Source organism: Arthrobacter sp. Leaf337 (assembly GCF_001423745.1).
Classification (GTDB): Bacteria; Actinomycetota; Actinomycetes; order Actinomycetales; family Micrococcaceae; genus Arthrobacter.
Genome location: NZ_LMPC01000011.1, coordinates 43561 through 61581 on the forward strand (window position 1 = coordinate 43561; position 18021 = coordinate 61581).

General features: G+C 65.9%; 19 protein-coding genes. 12 read left to right on the top strand and 7 right to left on the bottom strand.

The features are described 5' to 3' along the window. Window positions 1–43: 43 nt before the first annotated feature. Both ASF98_RS09055 and ASF98_RS09060 read right to left on the bottom strand, forming a co-directional pair. On the bottom strand, window positions 44–589 hold the full coding sequence (locus tag ASF98_RS09055; protein WP_055800540.1) for a TetR/AcrR family transcriptional regulator: 546 nt from the start codon (window positions 587–589) through the stop codon (window positions 44–46). Further along, complete coding sequence (locus ASF98_RS09060) at window positions 586–2538, bottom strand: MFS transporter (RefSeq protein ID WP_055800543.1); 1953 nt, start codon at window positions 2536–2538, stop codon at window positions 586–588. Before ASF98_RS09060 ends, ASF98_RS09055 begins: the two co-directional genes overlap by 4 nt. A 255-nt stretch (window positions 2539–2793) precedes the next feature. Between ASF98_RS09060 and ASF98_RS09065 the strand changes: the two genes are divergently transcribed. The 6 genes from ASF98_RS09065 (at window position 2794) to ASF98_RS09090 (ending at window position 9100) form a co-directional block, all read left to right on the top strand. Beyond that, on the top strand, window positions 2794–3915 hold the full coding sequence (locus tag ASF98_RS09065; protein WP_442854033.1) for an iron-siderophore ABC transporter substrate-binding protein: 1122 nt from the start codon (window positions 2794–2796) through the stop codon (window positions 3913–3915). 9 nt (window positions 3916–3924) lie between these two features. Further along, the gene (locus ASF98_RS09070; protein ID WP_055800546.1) at window positions 3925–4983 is read left to right on the top strand and encodes a FecCD family ABC transporter permease; all 1059 of its coding nucleotides are present in this window, start codon (window positions 3925–3927) and stop codon (window positions 4981–4983) included. A 155-nt stretch (window positions 4984–5138) separates the two neighbouring features. After that, entirely contained in the window at window positions 5139–6227 is a 1089-nt protein-coding gene (locus ASF98_RS09075; RefSeq protein WP_055800579.1) for a FecCD family ABC transporter permease, read from the top strand. Between the two features lies 1 nt (window position 6228). Further along, a complete protein-coding gene (locus tag ASF98_RS09080; RefSeq protein WP_055800549.1) occupies window positions 6229–7056 on the top strand; it encodes an ABC transporter ATP-binding protein in 828 nt (275 codons plus the stop codon). Continuing rightward, window positions 7053–8093 (top strand): siderophore-interacting protein, encoded by a 1041-nt coding sequence (locus ASF98_RS09085; protein WP_055800551.1) that lies wholly within the window; start codon window positions 7053–7055, stop codon window positions 8091–8093. Before ASF98_RS09080 ends, ASF98_RS09085 begins: the two co-directional genes overlap by 4 nt. A gap of 155 nt (window positions 8094–8248) precedes the next feature. Then, a complete protein-coding gene (locus ASF98_RS09090; protein ID WP_055800554.1) occupies window positions 8249–9100 on the top strand; it encodes an SGNH/GDSL hydrolase family protein in 852 nt (283 codons plus the stop codon). On the opposite strand, the gene ASF98_RS09095 is transcribed toward ASF98_RS09090, so the two are convergent. After that, window positions 9097–9384, bottom strand: coding sequence for a YciI family protein (locus ASF98_RS09095; protein ID WP_055800556.1), 288 nt, complete (start codon window positions 9382–9384; stop codon window positions 9097–9099). The genes ASF98_RS09090 and ASF98_RS09095 overlap by 4 nt on opposite strands. Before the next feature lie 63 nt (window positions 9385–9447). Continuing rightward, entirely contained in the window at window positions 9448–10080 is a 633-nt protein-coding gene (locus tag ASF98_RS09100; protein ID WP_055800558.1) for an NADPH-dependent F420 reductase, read from the bottom strand. A 78-nt stretch (window positions 10081–10158) separates the two neighbouring features. Here ASF98_RS09100 and ASF98_RS09105 point away from each other — a divergent pair, with 78 nt between their 5' ends. From ASF98_RS09105 to ASF98_RS09115, 3 genes are all read left to right on the top strand, one after another. After that, the gene (locus tag ASF98_RS09105; protein WP_028272376.1) at window positions 10159–10638 is read left to right on the top strand and encodes a MarR family winged helix-turn-helix transcriptional regulator; all 480 of its coding nucleotides are present in this window, start codon (window positions 10159–10161) and stop codon (window positions 10636–10638) included. Window positions 10639–10753: 115 nt separating this feature from the next. After that, window positions 10754–12580, top strand: a complete 1827-nt coding sequence (gene glsA / locus ASF98_RS09110; RefSeq protein ID WP_055800561.1) for a glutaminase A — start codon at window positions 10754–10756, stop codon at window positions 12578–12580. A gap of 43 nt (window positions 12581–12623) precedes the next feature. Beyond that, a complete protein-coding gene (locus tag ASF98_RS09115) occupies window positions 12624–13385 on the top strand; it encodes an SGNH/GDSL hydrolase family protein (protein WP_055800564.1) in 762 nt (253 codons plus the stop codon). A 40-nt stretch (window positions 13386–13425) separates the two neighbouring features. Here ASF98_RS09115 and ASF98_RS09120 read toward each other — a convergent pair whose 3' ends face one another. The 3 genes from ASF98_RS09120 to ASF98_RS09130 form a co-directional block, all read right to left on the bottom strand. After that, complete coding sequence (locus ASF98_RS09120) at window positions 13426–14202, bottom strand: FAD:protein FMN transferase (protein ID WP_055800582.1); 777 nt, start codon at window positions 14200–14202, stop codon at window positions 13426–13428. Window positions 14203–14269: 67 nt separating this feature from the next. Further along, complete coding sequence (locus ASF98_RS09125) at window positions 14270–14851, bottom strand: FMN-binding protein (protein ID WP_055800566.1); 582 nt, start codon at window positions 14849–14851, stop codon at window positions 14270–14272. Continuing rightward, window positions 14848–16290 (bottom strand): ferredoxin reductase family protein, encoded by a 1443-nt coding sequence (locus ASF98_RS09130; protein ID WP_055800569.1) that lies wholly within the window; start codon window positions 16288–16290, stop codon window positions 14848–14850. Before ASF98_RS09130 ends, ASF98_RS09125 begins: the two co-directional genes overlap by 4 nt. A gap of 474 nt (window positions 16291–16764) precedes the next feature. Between ASF98_RS09130 and rpmB the strand changes: the two genes are divergently transcribed. Genes rpmB through rpsN form a run of 3 tightly spaced genes read left to right on the top strand, consistent with a single transcriptional unit; the run spans window position 16765 to window position 17479 of the window. After that, complete coding sequence (gene rpmB / locus ASF98_RS09135; RefSeq protein WP_011693744.1) at window positions 16765–17001, top strand: 50S ribosomal protein L28; 237 nt, start codon at window positions 16765–16767, stop codon at window positions 16999–17001. Then, window positions 17001–17168, top strand: a complete 168-nt coding sequence (gene rpmG, locus ASF98_RS09140; RefSeq protein ID WP_011693743.1) for a 50S ribosomal protein L33 — start codon at window positions 17001–17003, stop codon at window positions 17166–17168. The genes rpmB and rpmG overlap by 1 nt, the downstream gene beginning before the upstream one ends. A gap of 5 nt (window positions 17169–17173) precedes the next feature. Next, window positions 17174–17479 carry a 30S ribosomal protein S14 gene (rpsN, locus tag ASF98_RS09145; RefSeq protein WP_011693742.1) on the top strand — a complete coding sequence of 102 codons (306 nt, stop codon included), beginning with the start codon at window positions 17174–17176 and terminating at the stop codon, window positions 17477–17479. Window positions 17480–18021: the final 542 nt, after the last annotated feature.

Sequence of the window (18021 nt, forward strand, 5' to 3'; positions counted from 1 at the left end):
GCCCGCCCGTCGGGGGGAAAGCGGCGGGTGGCGGTGCGGTCCGTTACGGGCAGGCGTCGATCTGGGCCTGGACGATCGCCCCGTAGTGGGCCACCAGCTCATCGAAGTCCCAGCCGTCGAACATGCCAAGCGTGCGCACTGCCTCACCGAAGCCGGTCATCAGCGCCACCACCGTGGAAGCGTAGCGGCGGTCCGGCGTCGTGTCTTTCATAATCCCGGCCATGGCTGCGAGGTACCGTTCGCGTGTTTCCAGCCGCGCAGCGTCGGGCGTGGGGGAGTCCTGGATGGTGAACGGGAGCATGGCCCACGGTTCCTTCAGCCCGCGCTCCCGGCGCATCAGGACCCGGAACACCAGCGTGGCGCCCAGCTCGGCGGCCGGGACATCGAGATCGGACAGCAGCGACTCGTCGGGCTTGGCGGCGGCAAACAGTTTTTCCTTGGAACCGTACAGCTTCATCACCAGCGCTGCCGAAACGCCGGCGTCGGAGGCGATGTCGCGGACGGTCACGCCCCGGTAGCCGCGTTCGCCGAACAGCCTCCCCGCAGAGTCCAGGATGGCGTCGCGGCTGGAAATCCCGGCGGTGCTCACGCGTCCACCAGCTGTCCGGCCGGAGCGTCGATCGTCAGGTCCGCCGTCACGGAGCGGTTGTCCACGGCCAGTTTCCGGGCCATGGCCTGGTGGGTCGCAGGGTGCAGCAAGGTCACGATGTAGCGGCCGGCCAGGGGCAGCGGCAGGGAATACCGGCCCTCGGAATCGGTCCGGGTTGTTGCCACATGTTCGCCGGAGGCCTGCAGGAGGGTCACCACCGCATCCGGAAGGACGGCACCTCCAACGGTCGCGGTTCCGGCCAGCTCCAGGCGGTCCTCGAGGTGGAAATTCTGCTGGAGCGTGCGGCCGTCAAAATCGAACACTTCAGCCATCGGAGCCCAGCCTGCGGCGTTGGCCACCATCAGGTACGTGCCCGCTCCGGGCAGCGCCACAGAGTAGATGCCGTCACTGTCGACCCGGCTCCAGTCCACCGGTTCACCGCTGGTCTGGAGGACGGTGACGACGGCGGGAGCGACGGGGCGGCGGTCAGCCGTCAGGACGCGTCCCTGCACCACGAGCTCGTTGGCGGCCTGTGCGGGAAGCGCTGCCGTGGCGGCGGCCGCGGCCCGGGGAATGAACACCGCGGCCACCATGGAGGCCGTGGACGCAAGGGCCGCCATCCAGAAGACGTCCTTGAATGCCTCGAACGACGGCAACCGGGCGGACCCCACGGTGAGGGTCACGGAGGTGAGGACGGCGGCAACGGCAGCACTCGACGTCGACGTTCCGATGGACCGCACCAGGCTGTTGAGGCCGTTGGCCGAGGCTGTCTCGGTGATGGGGACGGCGCCCATGATCAGGGTGGGCATCGCCGCGTAGGCGATCGCCGTGCCGATGCTGACCACCGTGGAGCCGATGATCACCGAGGCGATGGAGTCCCAGAAGAAGACGCGGCCCACGTAGCCCACCACCATGACCGCGGCGCCCGCGATCAGCGCGGACTTCCCGCCGAACCGGCGGATGATGCCGCCGGAAACGGGAGCGAAAACCACCATGGCCAGGCCGGAAGGAACCATGCAGAGGCCGGCCGTGATCACGCTCAGCTGGAAACCGTAGCCGGTGGAGGTGGGCAGCTGGAGCTGCTGGGTGGTCAGGAGCATGTTGGCGAACATGGCGAAACCCACCAGCAGGGATGCCAGGTTGGTCAGGAGGACGGGCCGCCTGCCGGAGGTGCGGAGGTCCACCATCGGCTGGCTGACCTTCAGCTCGTACGGGAGCCAGGCGGCCAGGAGAACAGCCGCGGCAAGGAACAGCAGCAGTACCGGCTCGGAACCCCAGCCCCACGACCCGCCCTTGGAGATGGCCAGCAGCAGTGCCGCCAGCGCCGCGGACAGAATCACCGCGCCAAGGTAATCGAACCGTCCCGGCGTGCGCACTTTCGATTCGGGGACCGCCAGGACGACGGCGGTGAGCAGCAGGCTGCCGGCTGCGGCGGAGACCCAGAAGATGGATTCCCAGCCCAGGCTTTCGTAGAGCAGCCCGGCGAGCGGGAGGCCCAGGGCGCTGCCGATGCCCAGCGTGGCGCTCATCAGGGCGACGGCGGACCCCATCTTTTCCTTGGGCAGTTCGTCGCGCATGATGCTGATGCCCACGGGGATCAAGGCCGAGGAGAACCCCTGCAGTGCCCGGCCGACGATGAGCCAGAGGAAGCTTCCGCCAACCGCGGCCACGATGGAGCCGGCAACCATGATGGCCAGGCAGATCACCATCATCTTCCGTTTCCCGTACATGTCCGCACTCCGGGAAACGATGGGGGTGGCCACCGCGCTGGACAGGAGTGTGGCGGTGACGAGCCAGGAGGCGTCGTCGGCGGTCACTCCGAGGATGCCCGGGAAGTCCGGAAGGAGCGGCACCACGAGGGTCTGCATCAGCGCCACCACGGTTCCGCTCAGCGCGAGGACGGCCGTGATGGCGCCGGGGGACAGGGATTTACTGCGTGTTTGGGGCATGAGGGGGCGGAACCTTCGGGGCGTGAGGCGGCCACAAGGGGGTGAACGCGCGTTTACTCTCTTACCAGTGAACCACCGTTCACCCCTCCGCATCAAGAAAATTCGGGGTGCGACGGCTCACATTGGCCGCGTCTTGCCCGCATGATCTCCTCGCCCGGGCAATCATTGAGACAATTACGTTACGCAAAGCTTCCTTAATTCATAGAAGGATAGGCTAGCCTTACTTAGGTTCGCATCATTGACCTAAGGAGTTCCGTGACTTCCTCCCTCTTCTCCGGCCTCGGCGCCGGCCGCAGCGGCCTGGCCGCCGGCCCGTCCCGCCGAGTGCTGCTCAAGACCGCTGGCAAGGCAACCGCCGTTCTGGCTGCGGCCGCGCTCTCGCTCACCGCCTGCTCCACCGGTCCGGCCGCATCCGGTACCGGTACTACAGCGGCCAGCCAGTCCGCCAGTTCGCAGTTCCCCGTCACCATCAAGCACGTCTTCGGTGAGACAACCATCGAGTCGCAGCCGCAGCGCGTCGTCACGGTTTCCTGGGTCAATGACGACGTCGCACTCGCCCTCGGCGTTGTGCCCGTGGGCGTCCCCAAGAACGAATGGGGCGGCAATGACAAGGGCTCCACGCCGTGGAAGGACGCCAAGCTCGAGGAACTGGGGGCGGGCTTCGGCACCGAGAAGGCTCCGGTCCAGTTCTCCGAGGCCGACGGCATCAACTTCACCGAGATCGCCAAGCTCAACCCGGACGTCATCCTGGGCGCCTACTCCGGCCTGACGGAAGAGGACTACAAGAAGCTCAGCGAAATCGCACCGGTCGTCGCCCACCCCGAGATCGCCTATGGCACCTCCTGGCAGGATTCCACCAGCATCATCGGCAAGGCCCTGGGCAAGGAGGCGGAGGCCACCAAGCTGGTCTCAGACACCGAAGCCACCATCAAGGACAAGGTCTCCAAGTACCCGCAGCTGGCCGACAAGAGCTTCATCTACGGCAACCTTGAGCCCGCCAAGAGCGACGGCGTCAATGTCTACACGGCCAACGACAACCGGCCGCGGTTCCTGTCGGAGATCGGCATGAAGCTGGCCCCGGTTGTGGAGGCGAACTCGAAGGGCTCCAAGGAGTTCTTCATCCCGTGGTCCGCTGAGAAGGCCAACGAGCTCGAATCGGACATCTTCGTGACCTGGGTTCCTGACTCCGCCACCACTGATTCCATCAAGGCCGACCCCCTGCTGGGCCAGATCCCGGCCATCAAGAGCGGCGCCCTGGTTGCCGACTCGGACAACACGCTCACGCTGTCCATCTCGGCGTCATCGCCCCTGAGCCTGCCGTGGTCGCTGGACACGTTCCTGCCGCAACTGGCCAGCGCAGCGGACAAAGTGAAGTAAGCACCCACCATGACACCAAGTACGACGACGGCGGGACAGCGCGATGACCTAAGCTCACCTTCCAGCCGCCCCGCCGCACGTAAGCAGGCCGCGTGGCTGCTGGCCGCCGTCGTCGTACTTGTTCTTGTCGCGGCAGTATCGCTGGCCGTCGGCGCCCGCGGCCTTCCCCTCGAAACCGTGTGGCAGGCATTCACGCAATTCGATCCCGGCAACGGCGACCACGCAGTAGTCCATGCAAGGATCCCGCGCACTGTCCTGGGCCTGCTCGCCGGAGGTGCGCTCGGCCTGGCCGGCGCCGCGATGCAGGGCGTGGCCCGCAATCCGCTGGCCGATCCCGGCATCATGGGGGTCAACGCCGGCGCCGCCTTGGCCGTGGTCACCGGCATCTACGTTTTCGGAATCTCCTCGCTGACCGGCTACATCTGGTTCGCGTTCATCGGCGCCGCGGCAGCTGCCGCCGTCGTCTACCTGGTCGCTTCACTGGGCCGGGACGGTGCGACGCCGGTGAAGCTCGCCCTCGCGGGTGCCGCCCTGAGCGCCGGCCTGTACTCGCTTATGAACGTCATCCTCGTTTCGAGCCAGGACACCCTGGACCGCTTCCGGTTCTGGCAGGTGGGCGGGATTGCCGGACGGGACTGGTCAGTCGTCCTGCCCGGCGTGCCGTTCCTCATCCTCGGCGCCGGCATTGTGCTTGCCACCGGCCGCATCCTCAACAGCCTGGCGCTGGGCGATGACATCGCGCGCGGGCTCGGCCAGCGGGTCGGCCTTGTCCGCGGCGTCACCGCCCTGGGCATTGTGCTGCTCTGCGGAGGCGCCACCGCCCTCGCCGGGCCCATCGGGTTCGTGGGACTCGTCATTCCGCATGCCGTCCGCTTCCTCACCGGGCCCGACTACCGCCGGATCCTGCCCTTTTCCCTCGTCCTGGCCCCGGCGCTCCTGCTGTCCGCGGACATCCTGGGCCGCGTGGTCCTCCTGCCCGGCGAAGTCCCGGCGGGCATCATGACGGCCCTCGTGGGCGCCCCCGTCTTTGTGTGGCTCGTCCGCCGCGGGAAGGGGGCGGGACTGTGAGCAAATCGGACCTCGCCCACGTGGGGCGCGAACTGGGAGACAACGCCCCCAGCGCCGAGCGCAGTGTTGGGCGCAGTGTTGGGCGCTGTGTTGGGCCCGGTGCTGAGCGCGAACGGGCAGATAATGCCCTCAAAACCGCGAAAACAGGGCGTTATCTGCCCGTTCGCGCTGGTACCTGGCACCGGACCGCCCTGACCCGGACCGCCCTGAGCCGAACCGCCGTGCTGGCGTTCGCCGTCGTGGTCTTCTTTGCCGTCAGCGTGCTGCTGGGCAGCTACACCGTCACGATCCCCGACTTCTTCAAGATCCTGCTCGCCCACTTCACCGGCGGCCAGAAGATCCCCGGCGCAAGCTTCATCGTGATGGAAAACAAGCTTCCCCGCGCGGTGATCGGCACCATGATCGGGGCCGCGTTCGGCCTGGCCGGCGCCCTCTTCCAGACCATGCTCCGCAATCCGCTGGCCAGCCCGGACGTCATCGGCATCAGCTACGGGGCCAGTGCCGCCGCGGTCACTGCAATCGTTGTTTTCGGCGCGTCCGGGGCCGTGGTGTCCGGCGCCGCCCTGGCCGGTGCGCTGGGTGTCGCCTCGCTCATCTACGCGATCTCCCGCGGCGGCTCGCTGGGGTCCGGGCCTTTGGGGTCCGGGGGCGGAAACCGCGGCAACGCGGCCGGCAGCCGGCTGATCCTGGCGGGTGTGGGCATCGCCGCCGCGCTCCACGCCGTGGTCAGCTTCATCATGACGCGCGCGGACATCCGCACCGCCGCCGACGCCCTGGTGTGGCTCAACGGCTCCCTTAATTCCGCCAGCTGGGACCGCGCCGGAGTCCTCGCCCTTGCGCTGCTGGTCCTCATCCCGGCCGCAGCCGCTCTTTCCGGACCTCTCCGCATCCTGGAACTCGGCGACGACGCCGCCGCCGGACTCGGCATCAGGGTCGGCTTCACCCGGCTGGCCGTGGTGGTTGTCGCCGTGGCCCTCGCCGCGGTGGCGACGGCGGCAGCTGGCCCCGTTGCGTTCGTCGCCTTCCTGGCCGGTCCCATCGCCCGACGCTTGACTGCCAAAGCCAGCCTCCCGGCGTCGGCCTTCGTCGGGGCACTGATCGTGCTGGCCGCGGACTACTTCGCCGCGAATATCGCACCTCTCCTGTTGGGCGGCACCGTGCTGCCGGTAGGCGTGGTGACCGGCGCCCTGGGCGCCCCGTTCCTGCTGTGGCTGCTGGTCACTTCCAATCGAAAGGATGCCTGAGATGGCTGTTCTGCGCGCCACGGACCTCACCCTCAAGTACGCCCAGCGCACGGTGGTTGAGGGGCTGCACGCTGAAATTCCCGAAGGCAAAGTGACCATGATCGTGGGCGCCAACGCCTGCGGCAAGTCCACCCTGCTTCGCGGACTCTCCCGGCTGTTGAAGCCCGCGGCCGGAACCGTGACCCTGGACGGCAAGGACATCCACAGCCGCTCCGCCCGGGACGTCGCCCGGACCCTGGGCCTCCTGCCCCAGCATCCCACCGCGCCGGACGGCATCACGGTCCGCGACCTGGTGGGACGCGGGCGGTACCCGCACCAGGGCTTCTTCCGGAGTTGGAGCGCAGGCGACTTGTCGCAGCACGATCTCGCGGTGCAGCGCGCGATGGAGGCCACCGAAACGCTGGAACTCGCCGGGCGCAACGTGGACGAACTGTCCGGCGGCCAGCGCCAGCGCGTCTGGATAGCGATGGCATTGGCCCAGGAGACCGACGTGCTGCTCCTGGACGAGCCCACCACCTACCTGGACCTCGCACACCAGGTGGAAGTGCTGGACCTGGTCACGGACCTGAACCGCACGCGCGGCACCACCGTGGCCATCGTTCTGCATGACCTGAACCTCGCGGCGCGGTACGCGGACCACGTGATTGCCATGAAGGGCGGCCGGATCGTGGCCGAGGGTGCCTCCACCCATGTGGTCACTGAGGACCTGGTCCGGGACGTCTTCGGCCTGGAATCGCGGGTGCTTCCCGATCCCGTTTCCGGCACTCCACTGATCATTCCGCTCGGCCGGCACCACACCACTGCAACTGAACTGGAGCTCGTTTCATGAAAACCCGCGACATTGCCACCACCGAACCCATGACCCTGGCGTTCGACGTGACGGTCACCGCCGTCCAGGAACTGAGCCCCAACTTCCGCCGCATCACTTTTGGCGGGTACTCCCTGCGCGACTTCGGTGTCCACGGCGGCACCCTGGATCTGCGCGTGAAGCTGATGATCCCGTCGCTTGCCGAGGATGGCGCCCAACTGCCGTTGCCTGTTTTCCAGATGGAGCAGGCCGGCTGGTACCGGGAATGGCTGGCCATGGATCCGGCGACGCGCGGCTCCATGCGCACTTACACCGTCAGGCAGGAACGGCTCGACGCAGTCTACCCCGAGATCGACGTGGATTTCGTGATGCACTTCGACGCCGCGGGCAACGGCGGCCCCGCAGCCAACTGGGCACTGGGCGCCAAACCCGGGGACGCGCTTACCATCATCGGCCCCAACAACCGTGCCGCGCACTGCGTCACGGCGGAGATCTACTCCGGCATCGAATGGCGTCCGGGACTGGCCCAGCGCGTGCTCCTCGCGGGCGACGAAACCGCTGTTCCCGCCATCAGCGCCATCCTCGAAAGCCTTCCGGCATATATGAGCGGGCACGCTTTCCTTGAGGTCCCCGAGGCCGGCGACTTCCTGGACCTGAAGTCGGACGCCGACGTCGAAATCACCTGGCTGGCACGCGGCGCCTCGATCGGACGCTCACGTCGGCACGGCGAACTCCTGCAGGAAGCCGTCCGCGCCGCCGTTCCCGAGCCGGGCTGGGTGGGCATCAAGGCCGCGTCCGGCGGGGCCGGCCCGGAACCGGAAGACGTGGACGTGGACCAGGACATCCTCTGGGAAACGCCCGCGAGGATGGAAACCGCGGCCATCGCTGCCACGAAGAACCCCGGAATGCCCGCGGGTGCCATGCCGTTCTACGCCTGGATTGCCGGCGAGGCGGGAGTCATCAAGGACATGCGCCGGTACCTGGTCCGCGACGTCGGGATAGACCGCAAGCAGGTGGCCTTCATGGGCTACTGGCGGCAGGGGAAAGCCGAGCTGTAGGGCCCCGAGTCCCGCGCCGACTGCAACGCTCTCTCACCTTTCGCTGCTATTTTCCAATCCATCTCGCACTTCCTGCGGGTTTTTTCTGATCCCTCTCGCAGATCCTGTCGTCGGCCGTTAACCCTGCCGTTTCTTTGTGTGGTTAGGGTGCGGGGATGGGTTCATTTCCTTTGCTTCCGGACAGGAACGGGCGACGGCGGTTTGTTGCCTTGGGGGATTCGTTCACCGAGGGCGTGGGGGATCGGAGCAAGCGGCTGCCCAACGGGGTGCGCGGCTGGGCCGACCGGGTTGCTGAGAAACTGGCCAAGGCCGAACCCGGGTGGGAGTACGCGAACCTCGCTATCCGCAGCAAGAGGCTTCGGCACATCATCGATGAGCAACTGGAGCCGGCGCTCGCCATGCAGCCGACCCTGGTGACCCTGTACGCCGGCGGCAATGACATCCTGGATTTCGGCACCGATGTGGATGCGCTCATGGCCGAGTACGAATCGCTCGTGGCCCGGCTGGCGGCCACGGGTGCCACCGTGGTGCTATTCACCGGTTTCGACGTCAAGGTGTCCGCTGTCCTGGAGCCCCTCAAGAAGCGCAACATCGCCTACAACCGCCGCGTCCGGGAAATCGCGGCCAGGTACAACGCAGTGCTGGTGGATTACTGGTGCTTCGATGCGTTCCATGACCGGCGGATGTGGGACTCGGACCGGCTGCACATGTCCAAAGCGGGGCACAAATACCTGGCCGGCCAGGTCCTGGACCATTTGGGCGTGCCGCACAAGATCAGCCCGCTGGAGTGGGAACCGCCGTCGAAACTGAGCCTGCGGGAGTGGGAACAGGCGCAGCGCCGCTGGGTGCATGACTGGGTGTTGCCACTTTTTGGCCGCAAGCTGCGCGGCGTCACCCTCGGGGACATGCTAAGCCCGCGCTGGCCGGAACCGGTCAAAGTTCCGCGGAAGGGTGGCCTCAAGAAACTCCTTGAGAAGGCGCCGGCAGCTGCGCCCGAGGGGAACTAGCTGTCCAGGAGGTTTTCGTAGCCCGGGGCAACCCTGCCGGCGTGGAATTCCTCGACGTCGAACTCCGCCACACCGTTCGTGTAAAAAGGGTCCTGGACCAGCGACGCGTCCAGGCTGGCCCGGTCCGCGTTGGACAGCAGCAGCGCGCCGGTGCGGGGGATCTTCCGGCCGGCGACAATAAAGATCCCCTGGTCGAAGGCATCCTGCAGCCACGCGACGTGCGCGTTGAGATGGAAATCGACGATCTCTTCGGGAACCTTATAGGTCAGGGAGACTACGTACATGCGGCCAGCCTACCGGTTACCCGCCGGCCCGGCGAGGAGCTCCCGGCCACGCCAGCCGGCCACCTACGGAAGCAGTTTCAGTGCGCTGTTCCAGTTGTACTCAGGGTGGGCGTTGCCAGCCTGCAGCCCTATGATCAGCAGCTGAAAGGCTTCCAGCTCCCGCGCGCGGCGCAACGGCCCCACATCGATGGCGCGCAAACCGGAATCATTGACGAAGCTGGCCACGGCAGCCTTCGCATCGGCGGAATCGCCGGCCAGAAGGACGTCCAGCGTCTGTCCGGCCACTTCCCCGGCAGCCAGTGTGGAGGCGAAGACCGTGTTGAAGCCCTTGACCACGGTTGCGCCGGGAACCAGAGCCTGGATCTCCTCGGCTGCGGAGCTCCCGGCAGGCACTGTCAGGGAGTCGAACGTTTCCGTGTCCACAGGGTTGCAGACATCCACGATCGTCTTGCCGTTGAGCGCCTCGCCGTAGTGGCCGGCAATGTCCTTGGACACCTCGAAGTGGGTTGCAAGGACAACAATGCTGCCCTCAATTTCCTGGCCGGTTGTTCCGGCGGAGGCATTCGTCTCGGACGCCAGGGTGGAGGCGGCGACTGCATCCCGGCTAAGGATCTGGATGCTGCGGCCGGCACTTGCGGCGCGGGCGGCGATCGCTGCCGCCATGTTGCCGGTACCGATGATCGTGATGTCAGTCATGCTGCTTCCTTAGATCGGAACGGCTGCTCGGACAGCGGGGCTTGAACTGTCAATGATTTTTTCTCCTAGGATGTATCCATGACCGAACCCCGCTGGCTCAACGCTGACGAACGCCGCGCCTGGCTGGCCCAGCTGAGCATCAACACCTTGCTTCCGGCAGCGCTGGACACCAAAATGCACGCCGCGGGCAAGCTTTCGCTTTTCGACTACAACGTACTCGCCATGCTCTCCGAAGCGGAAGGCCGCTTCCTTCCCATGAGCGAACTCGCCGCCCGGACCAGCGCCTCGCTGTCGCGGTTGTCGCATGTGGTCACCAAGCTGCAGAACCGCGGGTGGGTGGAACGCCGTCCGCATCCGCGCGACGCGCGTGTCACCACCGCCCATCTGACCGACGACGGCATGGCGACGATCGTTGAGCTGGCGCCCGGCCATGTGGAAGCCGTCCGCTCGCTGTTCCTTGACGCACTCTCCGAGCGGGACGTTGCCGACCTGGCCCGCATTGGCGAGAAGATCGTGGGCCGGCTGGATGCGGATCACTGGATCCTGCGCGAGTCCTGAACCGCGAGTCCTGAACCGCGAGTCCTGAACCGCGAGTCCTGAACCGCGAGTCCTGAACCGCGAGTCCTGACGAGCGACGCGACCCAACGCGGGCGGCGGCCGTAGTGTTGGGTCCATGGAATCGCCCATCCAGAGCTACCTGCAGCAGATCCACGCCGAGATCGCCCAGCTCAAGGATGGCAAGCCTTACAGCACCATCCCGGCAATGGCCAACGTGGATCCGGACCGTTTCGGCATTGCGCTGGCCACCGTCGACGGCCAGGTCTATGAGGTGGGGGACACACGCGCGGAATTCACCATCCAGTCCATCTCGAAACCGTTCACCTACGGGCTGGCCCTTGAAGACCTTGGCAACGACGCCGTGGATGCAAAGGTGGATGTCGAACCCTCCGGCGACTCCTTCAACGAGATCTCATTGGCAGAGGGGACGGGCCGCCCGGCGAACGCCATGATCAACGCGGGAGCACTCACCGCTACATCACTGATCAGGGGATCCGGCGGCCAGTCCAGCTTCAAACGGATTCTCAGCACATATTCAGCATTCGCGGGCCGTCAGCTATCCGTGGACCAGAAGGTCTTCGAGTCTGAGTTGAAACACGGGCACCGTAATACGGCGCTGGCCCACCTGCTGCGCTCCTTCAACATCATCGAGGACGACCCCACGCCTGTCCTGGAGGACTATTTCCGCCAGTGCTCGGTCCTGGTGAACAGCTTCGACCTCGCCATTATGGCCGCCACCCTCGCGAACGGCGGAAAGAATCCGCTCACCCACAGGCAGGTACTGGAGATCGGCCCGGTGGAAAGGGTGTTGTCGGTGATGATGACGTCCGGCATGTACGACGACGCCGGTGCCTGGATCAGCAGCGTGGGCATGCCCGGCAAGAGCGGTGTTGCCGGCGGAATTATCGCCGTCCTGCCGGGCCAGGTGGGGCTGGCGGTCTACTCTCCGCCGCTCGATGAACACGGCGGCAGCGTCCGGGGTTTGGCCACCGCCCAGAGACTTTCCCGGGACATGGAGCTGCACTTCGTCAGGGCTGCGCGCGCGGGGCGTTCGGCCATCCTTGCCGCATACGACGTCACCGAAACGCCATCGGGCATCCGGCGCAATGCTGAAGCGTCCGACGTCCTCCGTGCCCACGGACACCGGGCGCGCGTCATAGAACTCAATGGTGACCTTCTCTTCGCCGGGACCGAATCAATGGTGCGCGAGCTCAGCAGCCTGGACGACGACGTCGAGCTGGTGGTTCTGGACCTTCGCCGGACCGATCAGGTCAGCGACGTCGCCCTGCGCATGCTCGACGTGGCGCGGGCGGGGCTGGCCGGCGCGGGCCGCGAACTGGTGCTGATCGAAGCGGACGGTGCCGTAGCGGAGTCTCTTGGCGAACGGAACGGGCACCCGGACGAGGCCGTACCTTCGTTTTCCGCCCGCAGCGCCGCCGTCGAATTTTGCGAAACCCGGCTGCTGGCAAAGTACGGGAACAGGCTGCTGCTCAGGGACCACGTTCCGGTCACGGATTCGCCCGCGCTGGCGCCGCTCGACGAGGCGGACGCGCTGGCCCTGCAAGACCTCATGACGGCGAAGAAATACGACGACGGCGACGTCATCCGCCGCATCGGGCTGCGGTTTGGCGGGGTCTACTTCATTACCTCCGGCAAGGTCAGCAGTACGTCGTCCGGAGCCAACTCTGACCCGGTCAAGCTCAACACCCTCAGCGCCGGGATGACATTCGGCGAGCTGGCGCTGGGCAGCGGCAACCGGCAGGAAACGACGGTCAGGGCGGACGGTCCCGTGGAGGTGATGGTGCTCAGTGCCGAGGCGATCTCCGAACTTGAGTCCAGCGATCCGAGGCTTGCCATCGCCCTGTGGAAAGCCCTGACCCGGGATGCCTACACGCGGGTGGAACAATACCTGCGTGAGTCAGCCGTCCGGATCCGGGGATAGCCGCCGCTTTGTTGCTCGCGGCAACGGGTGGCAGACTATCGATATGGATTTTTCCGCCCGATATGTAGCCTTGGGAGATTCGTTCACGGAAGGCGTCGGCGATGATGATCCGGCCCGCCCCAACGGAGTGCGGGGCTGGGCGGACCGCGTGGCTGAGCAGCTCGGTGCCGCGGACCCGTCCTTCGGCTACGCCAACCTCGCCATCCGGGGCCGGAAGCTTCGGCAGATCATGGCAGAGCAGGTGGATGCCGCCGTCGAACTTAAACCCACGCTGGTGACCATTTATGCGGGGGCCAACGACATCCTCCGTCCCAGGATCGACATCGACGACCTTTTGGCCGAGTACGACGCCGGCATCCGCGAGTTGAGTGCGACAGGTGCCACCGTTGTGATGTTCACAGGCTTCGACGCCCGCGGCTCCAAGGTTTTCGGCACGATGCGCGGCCGCACCGCCATTTATAACGAGCTGGTGCGCGGTATTGCCGGAGACCACGGCGCCCTGCTGGTGGACTACTGGCGCTTCAGCGAATATTACGACTGGGGCATGTGGGCCAAGGACCGGATGCACATGTCCGCCGCCGGCCACGCGAACATGGCGAAGAGGGTGCTGACGGTCCTCGAACACGATCACTCCATCGATGTCCCGCCCATGACGCCCGTGCCTGAGCTGAGCCGGGCCGACGCCATCAGGGCGAATGCGCGCTGGGTGCGGGAGTTTGCCGGACCCTGGGTGGTCCGCCGGGTCACGGGCAAGTCCTCGGGCGACGGCCTCCAGCCGCGATACAGCCAGCTCACGCGCCTCTGACCTTCGCCGCGAGCCGTTCGCCGCGAGCCGTCGCTGGAACTTATCGCCTGAAGCCGGGCGTCGCGAGCAGTTCGCCGCCTGCCCGCACGGCCAGTACCTCGATATTCCACCCGTCCGTGGCGCGGTCCAGCATCGGCATCCCGCCGGCCACGATGGCCGTCGCCAGCACGTCGGCCGTCACGATGTCCGCCGCCGCAACCGAAACCTGGCGGAATGCCGGGGCTGCACGGACTCCGCTGGCTGCGCCGATCCCTGCTCCGGCAGCCCAGATATGGTCTCCCCGTTCCGCGGAACCGGAGGTCGCCAGTGCCAGCTTTGCCCCCGCTTTGCCTCCCAGCGGGTAACCGGCAATCAAGGTCCGGCGGTCCTCCGGATCCACGATGCCGGCCCGCCACGGCTCATTGGAGCCGGAACCCGGGCTCTCGGCTCCGGGCGATCCGCTGACCAGCACATCGCCGCCGGCGTTCAGGCACCAGTCGCGAAGGCCCAGGGCGAGCAAGGATGTGCCCGCCTCCTGGATCGCATATCCCTTGACGATCCCGGACAGGTCGAGCACGCCGTCGGGCCGTTCAGGCGTGAACGCACCTTCGGTCAGCAGCCCCCAGCCGACGGCGTCCGCGTAGAGCCGGCGCATGACTTCGGCGGCGTCCGGGAGTTTGATCTCGGCGCGCGCCAGCCTGCTGGCCTCGGAATCGGCGCGGTACAGGCTGAACGTTTCGTCCAGCCCGGCAAAAAGCCGTTCGACGACGGCGGTGGCCGCTACCAGCTCGTCCGCGCCTGAAGCCGCGGGCAGGGTCAGGCTGACCACCGTTCCCATGCAGCTGAAGGTCCTGGCCCGCAACGACGGCGCCTCCAGCGGCTGGGCTTCGGCTCCGGTTTGCGGATCAGAGATTCGCTGCATCGATGGCCGCCTGGAGGGAGTTCAGATAAGCGACGCTGGTCACGGTGGCGCCTCCGATGGTCTGGACGTCGGCCGACTGGGCGGCGAGGACTTCGGACCTGAGGAGGGGCGCTGCCCGGTTGCTGATCTGGACGGATTTGCGGTCGTCGTCGGTCAGCTGCAGGGCCTCCACATCGGTGATGGCGCCGGCCTTTACCGTGATCTGGACCTGGACTGCACCGAAGCGCGTCTGCACCACACTGCCGGTGTAGGTTCCCCCGGCCTTCGCGGCGGCTCCGGTAGTGGGCTCTGCAGCCGCACCCGAATCCGTTCCGGCGGTGCCGGTGCCGGCGCCGGAGGATCCCGTGCCGCTGGCGCCCGTATCCGTAGACCCCGAGCTGGAGCTGGAGGAACCGGTGGAACCGGTGGCGCCGGTAGCGCCCGTAGTGCCGGTGGTTCCGTTGATGCCTGCCGAGGTGCTGGCCGCGGCGCTCCGCGTGTCCTCCACGTGGATGCCTGATTGCCATCCCGCAAGCAGGATGCCCGCGGAGGCAAGTGCTGCCGATACTGCTGCGCGTATTCTCACCAGTCAAACCTTTCGTAGTGGAGTTGGTCTTCCCTGACGCCGGCGGCGCGGGCATCGGCAATCACGTTCCGTGCCCACGCGGCCGGCCCGCAGACGTAGACATCCGCGTCTGCGATTTCGGGGGCGTAGTCCGCCAGCCGATGACCGGCGTTGGTGGCGCTGTCCGGGAGCCAGCTTCCTGTGTGCCGGGCCGAACGGGCGCCGGTCAGGTGGAACACTGTGGCGCCACGGTTCCGTGCCAGGTCCAGAATCTCGTCGCCGAGGTACAGTTCCTGTTCGCTGCGGCCCCGAAGGATCACGGTGGCCTGCCCCGGGGCGAAGGGCGTCGATTCAAGGAGGGCGCGCAGCGGCGTGATGCCGATGCCTGCTCCGATCATCACCACACGGTCCCGGCTCCTTGCCGCGGTGCTGAAGATGCCGTAGGGCCCCTCCACCGCCACTTTCGTCCCGGGCTTCACGCCTGCCAACTGGGCCGATCCCCTGCCAAGGTTCCGGACCGTGATCCTCAACAAGCCGCGCCCGGAGGCGTCGAACTGCAAGGGCTCGGCCGAGAGGCTGAACGGATGCGGGTGCCACCACAAGCCCGGTGCCAGGAAACGCCAGATGAAGAACCTTCCGCCGGTTCCGGCCAGCTCGTTGAGCCGTAGCCCGTGCATTTCAATGCTGACCACGCCGGGTGCCACCTGCACCACCCGGCTGACGGTGAGCTGATGGCGGAACGTCGCAATGACCGGTTCCAGGACGCGGTAATGCAGGAGGGCCGCGCCGGTGGCGATGCACACCGCCAGCCAGTACCAGCGCTGCCACGTACCTTCGGCGAACAGCCCGCCTACGCTGAACTGATGGGGCAGCGAGGTTGCGACGGCGGCATAAGTCAGCAGGTGCACCGCGTACCAGAACTCGTAGGGAAAACGCCGGCGGACTGCAACCAGGGACGTCACCACCACTGCGATAAAGAGCGCCATGGAGATGAAGGCCAGCCACATATCCGGCACCAGCACCCACAAGGACACCGCTTCGCTGACGGGGTCCAGCCCTTCGGTCATTCCGTAGCCGATGGCAATCAGGATTCCGTGCGCCAGCAGGAGGTAGAGCGATGGTTTGCCGAGCTTCCGGTGGAACTCCAGGGCACGGTCGTGGCCGACGGTCTGGTCGATGAGCGGAATCCTTGCTGCGAGCAGCAGCATGAGTAGGACCAGGTCCATGCCGGCCAGTCCGGCCACGATACCCAAGGAGGTGAAAGCGCCGGCGAGTGTCGAAAATCCCGAGGTACCGCCGTCGGCCAGCCACAACGCCACGGCGGCGGCGATGGAGGCCCAGGCAGCCGTTGCCAGCAGGTCCGTGCGGAGCAGGCGACGGCGGTGCCTGGCCCTGAAAGAGCCCGGCCCCTTACGGTCCCGGGAACCGGCGGGCAAAGCCGGCAGGAGGTGTGTGTTCATGCTTCAACGGTGCGGCCGGTACCTTTCATTCTGCTGTGAAAAGACTGCGGCGCCGATGTGACTTGGAAACGGTGAGGCAGCCGGGCTTATACACCCGCGGAGGGCAACGGCGGCTACCCGATTCGCCTTTAATTAGTCAAGCTCGTAGACTTGGTAGGCGCTAGGTGGCGCGGAGCGTGTGCAATTGCTCCGGTTGGCGGGATCTGTCCTCAATATCGACAGTCCTCAAGGCCGGTAGTTAGGGGCTCAAGTTGCGTGCACTCCTGTATTCGCCCAGTATCCCGGTACTTCGCAGAGGATTCTTCTGCCCGGTACTCGTGGCCCATCATGTTCCCCGCAGTGCGGAAAACAGCCGGTTATGCCGGCTGCCGACGCCTGCGGAACGCGCGATGTGAGCTGGATGCGGACGCCGCCTGTCGCACGGTACGCGGAACTCTGCGGACCGTTTCATTTATTTTCATGAGGAGAGTCGTCATGGCAGCACACTGCCAGGTGACCGGAGCCGAGCCGGGCTTTGGACACAGCATTTCGCACTCGCACCGTCGCAACAAGCGCCGGTTCGACCCGAACATCCAGAAGAAGCGCTACTGGGTTCCGTCCCTGCGCCGTAATGTCACCCTGCAGGTCTCTGCACGTGGCATCAAGACCATCGACGTACGTGGCATCGACGTTGTCGTAGCCGCCATCCTGGCACGAGGAGTGAAGCTCTAGTGGCAAAGGACAAGGACGTACGTCCGATCATCAAGCTCAAGTCGACCGCTGGCACGGGTTACACCTACGTCACGCGCAAGAACCGTCGTAACGACCCGGACCGCATGGTTCTGAAGAAGTACGACCCCCGAATCCGTAAGCACGTCGAATTCCGAGAGGAGCGCTAAGCACTATGGCTAAGAAGTCAATGATCGCTAAGAACGAACAGCGTAAAGTCATCGTCGAGCGCTATGCTGCAAAGCGCCTCGAACTGAAGAAGGCTCTGGTTGACCCTGCGTCAACCGACGAAGCACGCGAAGCTGCACGCCTCGGCCTGCAGAAGCTGCCCCGCAACGCCTCACCGGTACGTCTGCGTAACCGCGACATCATCGATGGCCGTCCCCGCGGTACCTTCCAGAAGTTCGGTATCTCCCGTGTTCGCTTCCGCGACATGGCTCACCGCGGTGAGCTCCCGGGCATCACCAAGTCTTCCTGGTAATTCAGTACAGCTGTTAGCTCAGCACTGCTGATTCCAGTGGTCTAAGAAGGGCCGGCAACCTCACGGTTGCCGGCCCTTCTTGCGTTTAACCGGCGCCGCCAGCCGCTGGTGATGCAGCACACAGAACCCGAGTACGACGGCGGCGCCCTGGAATGTGCCGACAGCACCCGTTTTGCCCCGGATTTGCGGGGTTTTGGAGCCATACGGGGGAGGGTTTGCGGTGGGGCCAAAGTAGGTGTATTGTTTTCTAAGTCGCCGAGAGGGGGCCGGCGAGAAGCTGGTTACCGGAGGCGGCCAAATCCCCTTCTAAACAGCCTGAAAAACGGTTCGCCACTTGGCGTGCTGCATGACGGCGGGGTTGGTCTCGATGACCGGCAGATCGCAGAAATGCTGATTTGCTTTGATTCTTGAGATCGGGTAAGTTTGGAAAGTTGCTCCGGAGCGATCCGCGACCAGAAGTTGGTTGTGGTGGTGCCGGGTGTGTCTGTTGTTTGAGAACTCAATAGTGTGCCAAGTTTGTTGATACCAATTTATTTATATGG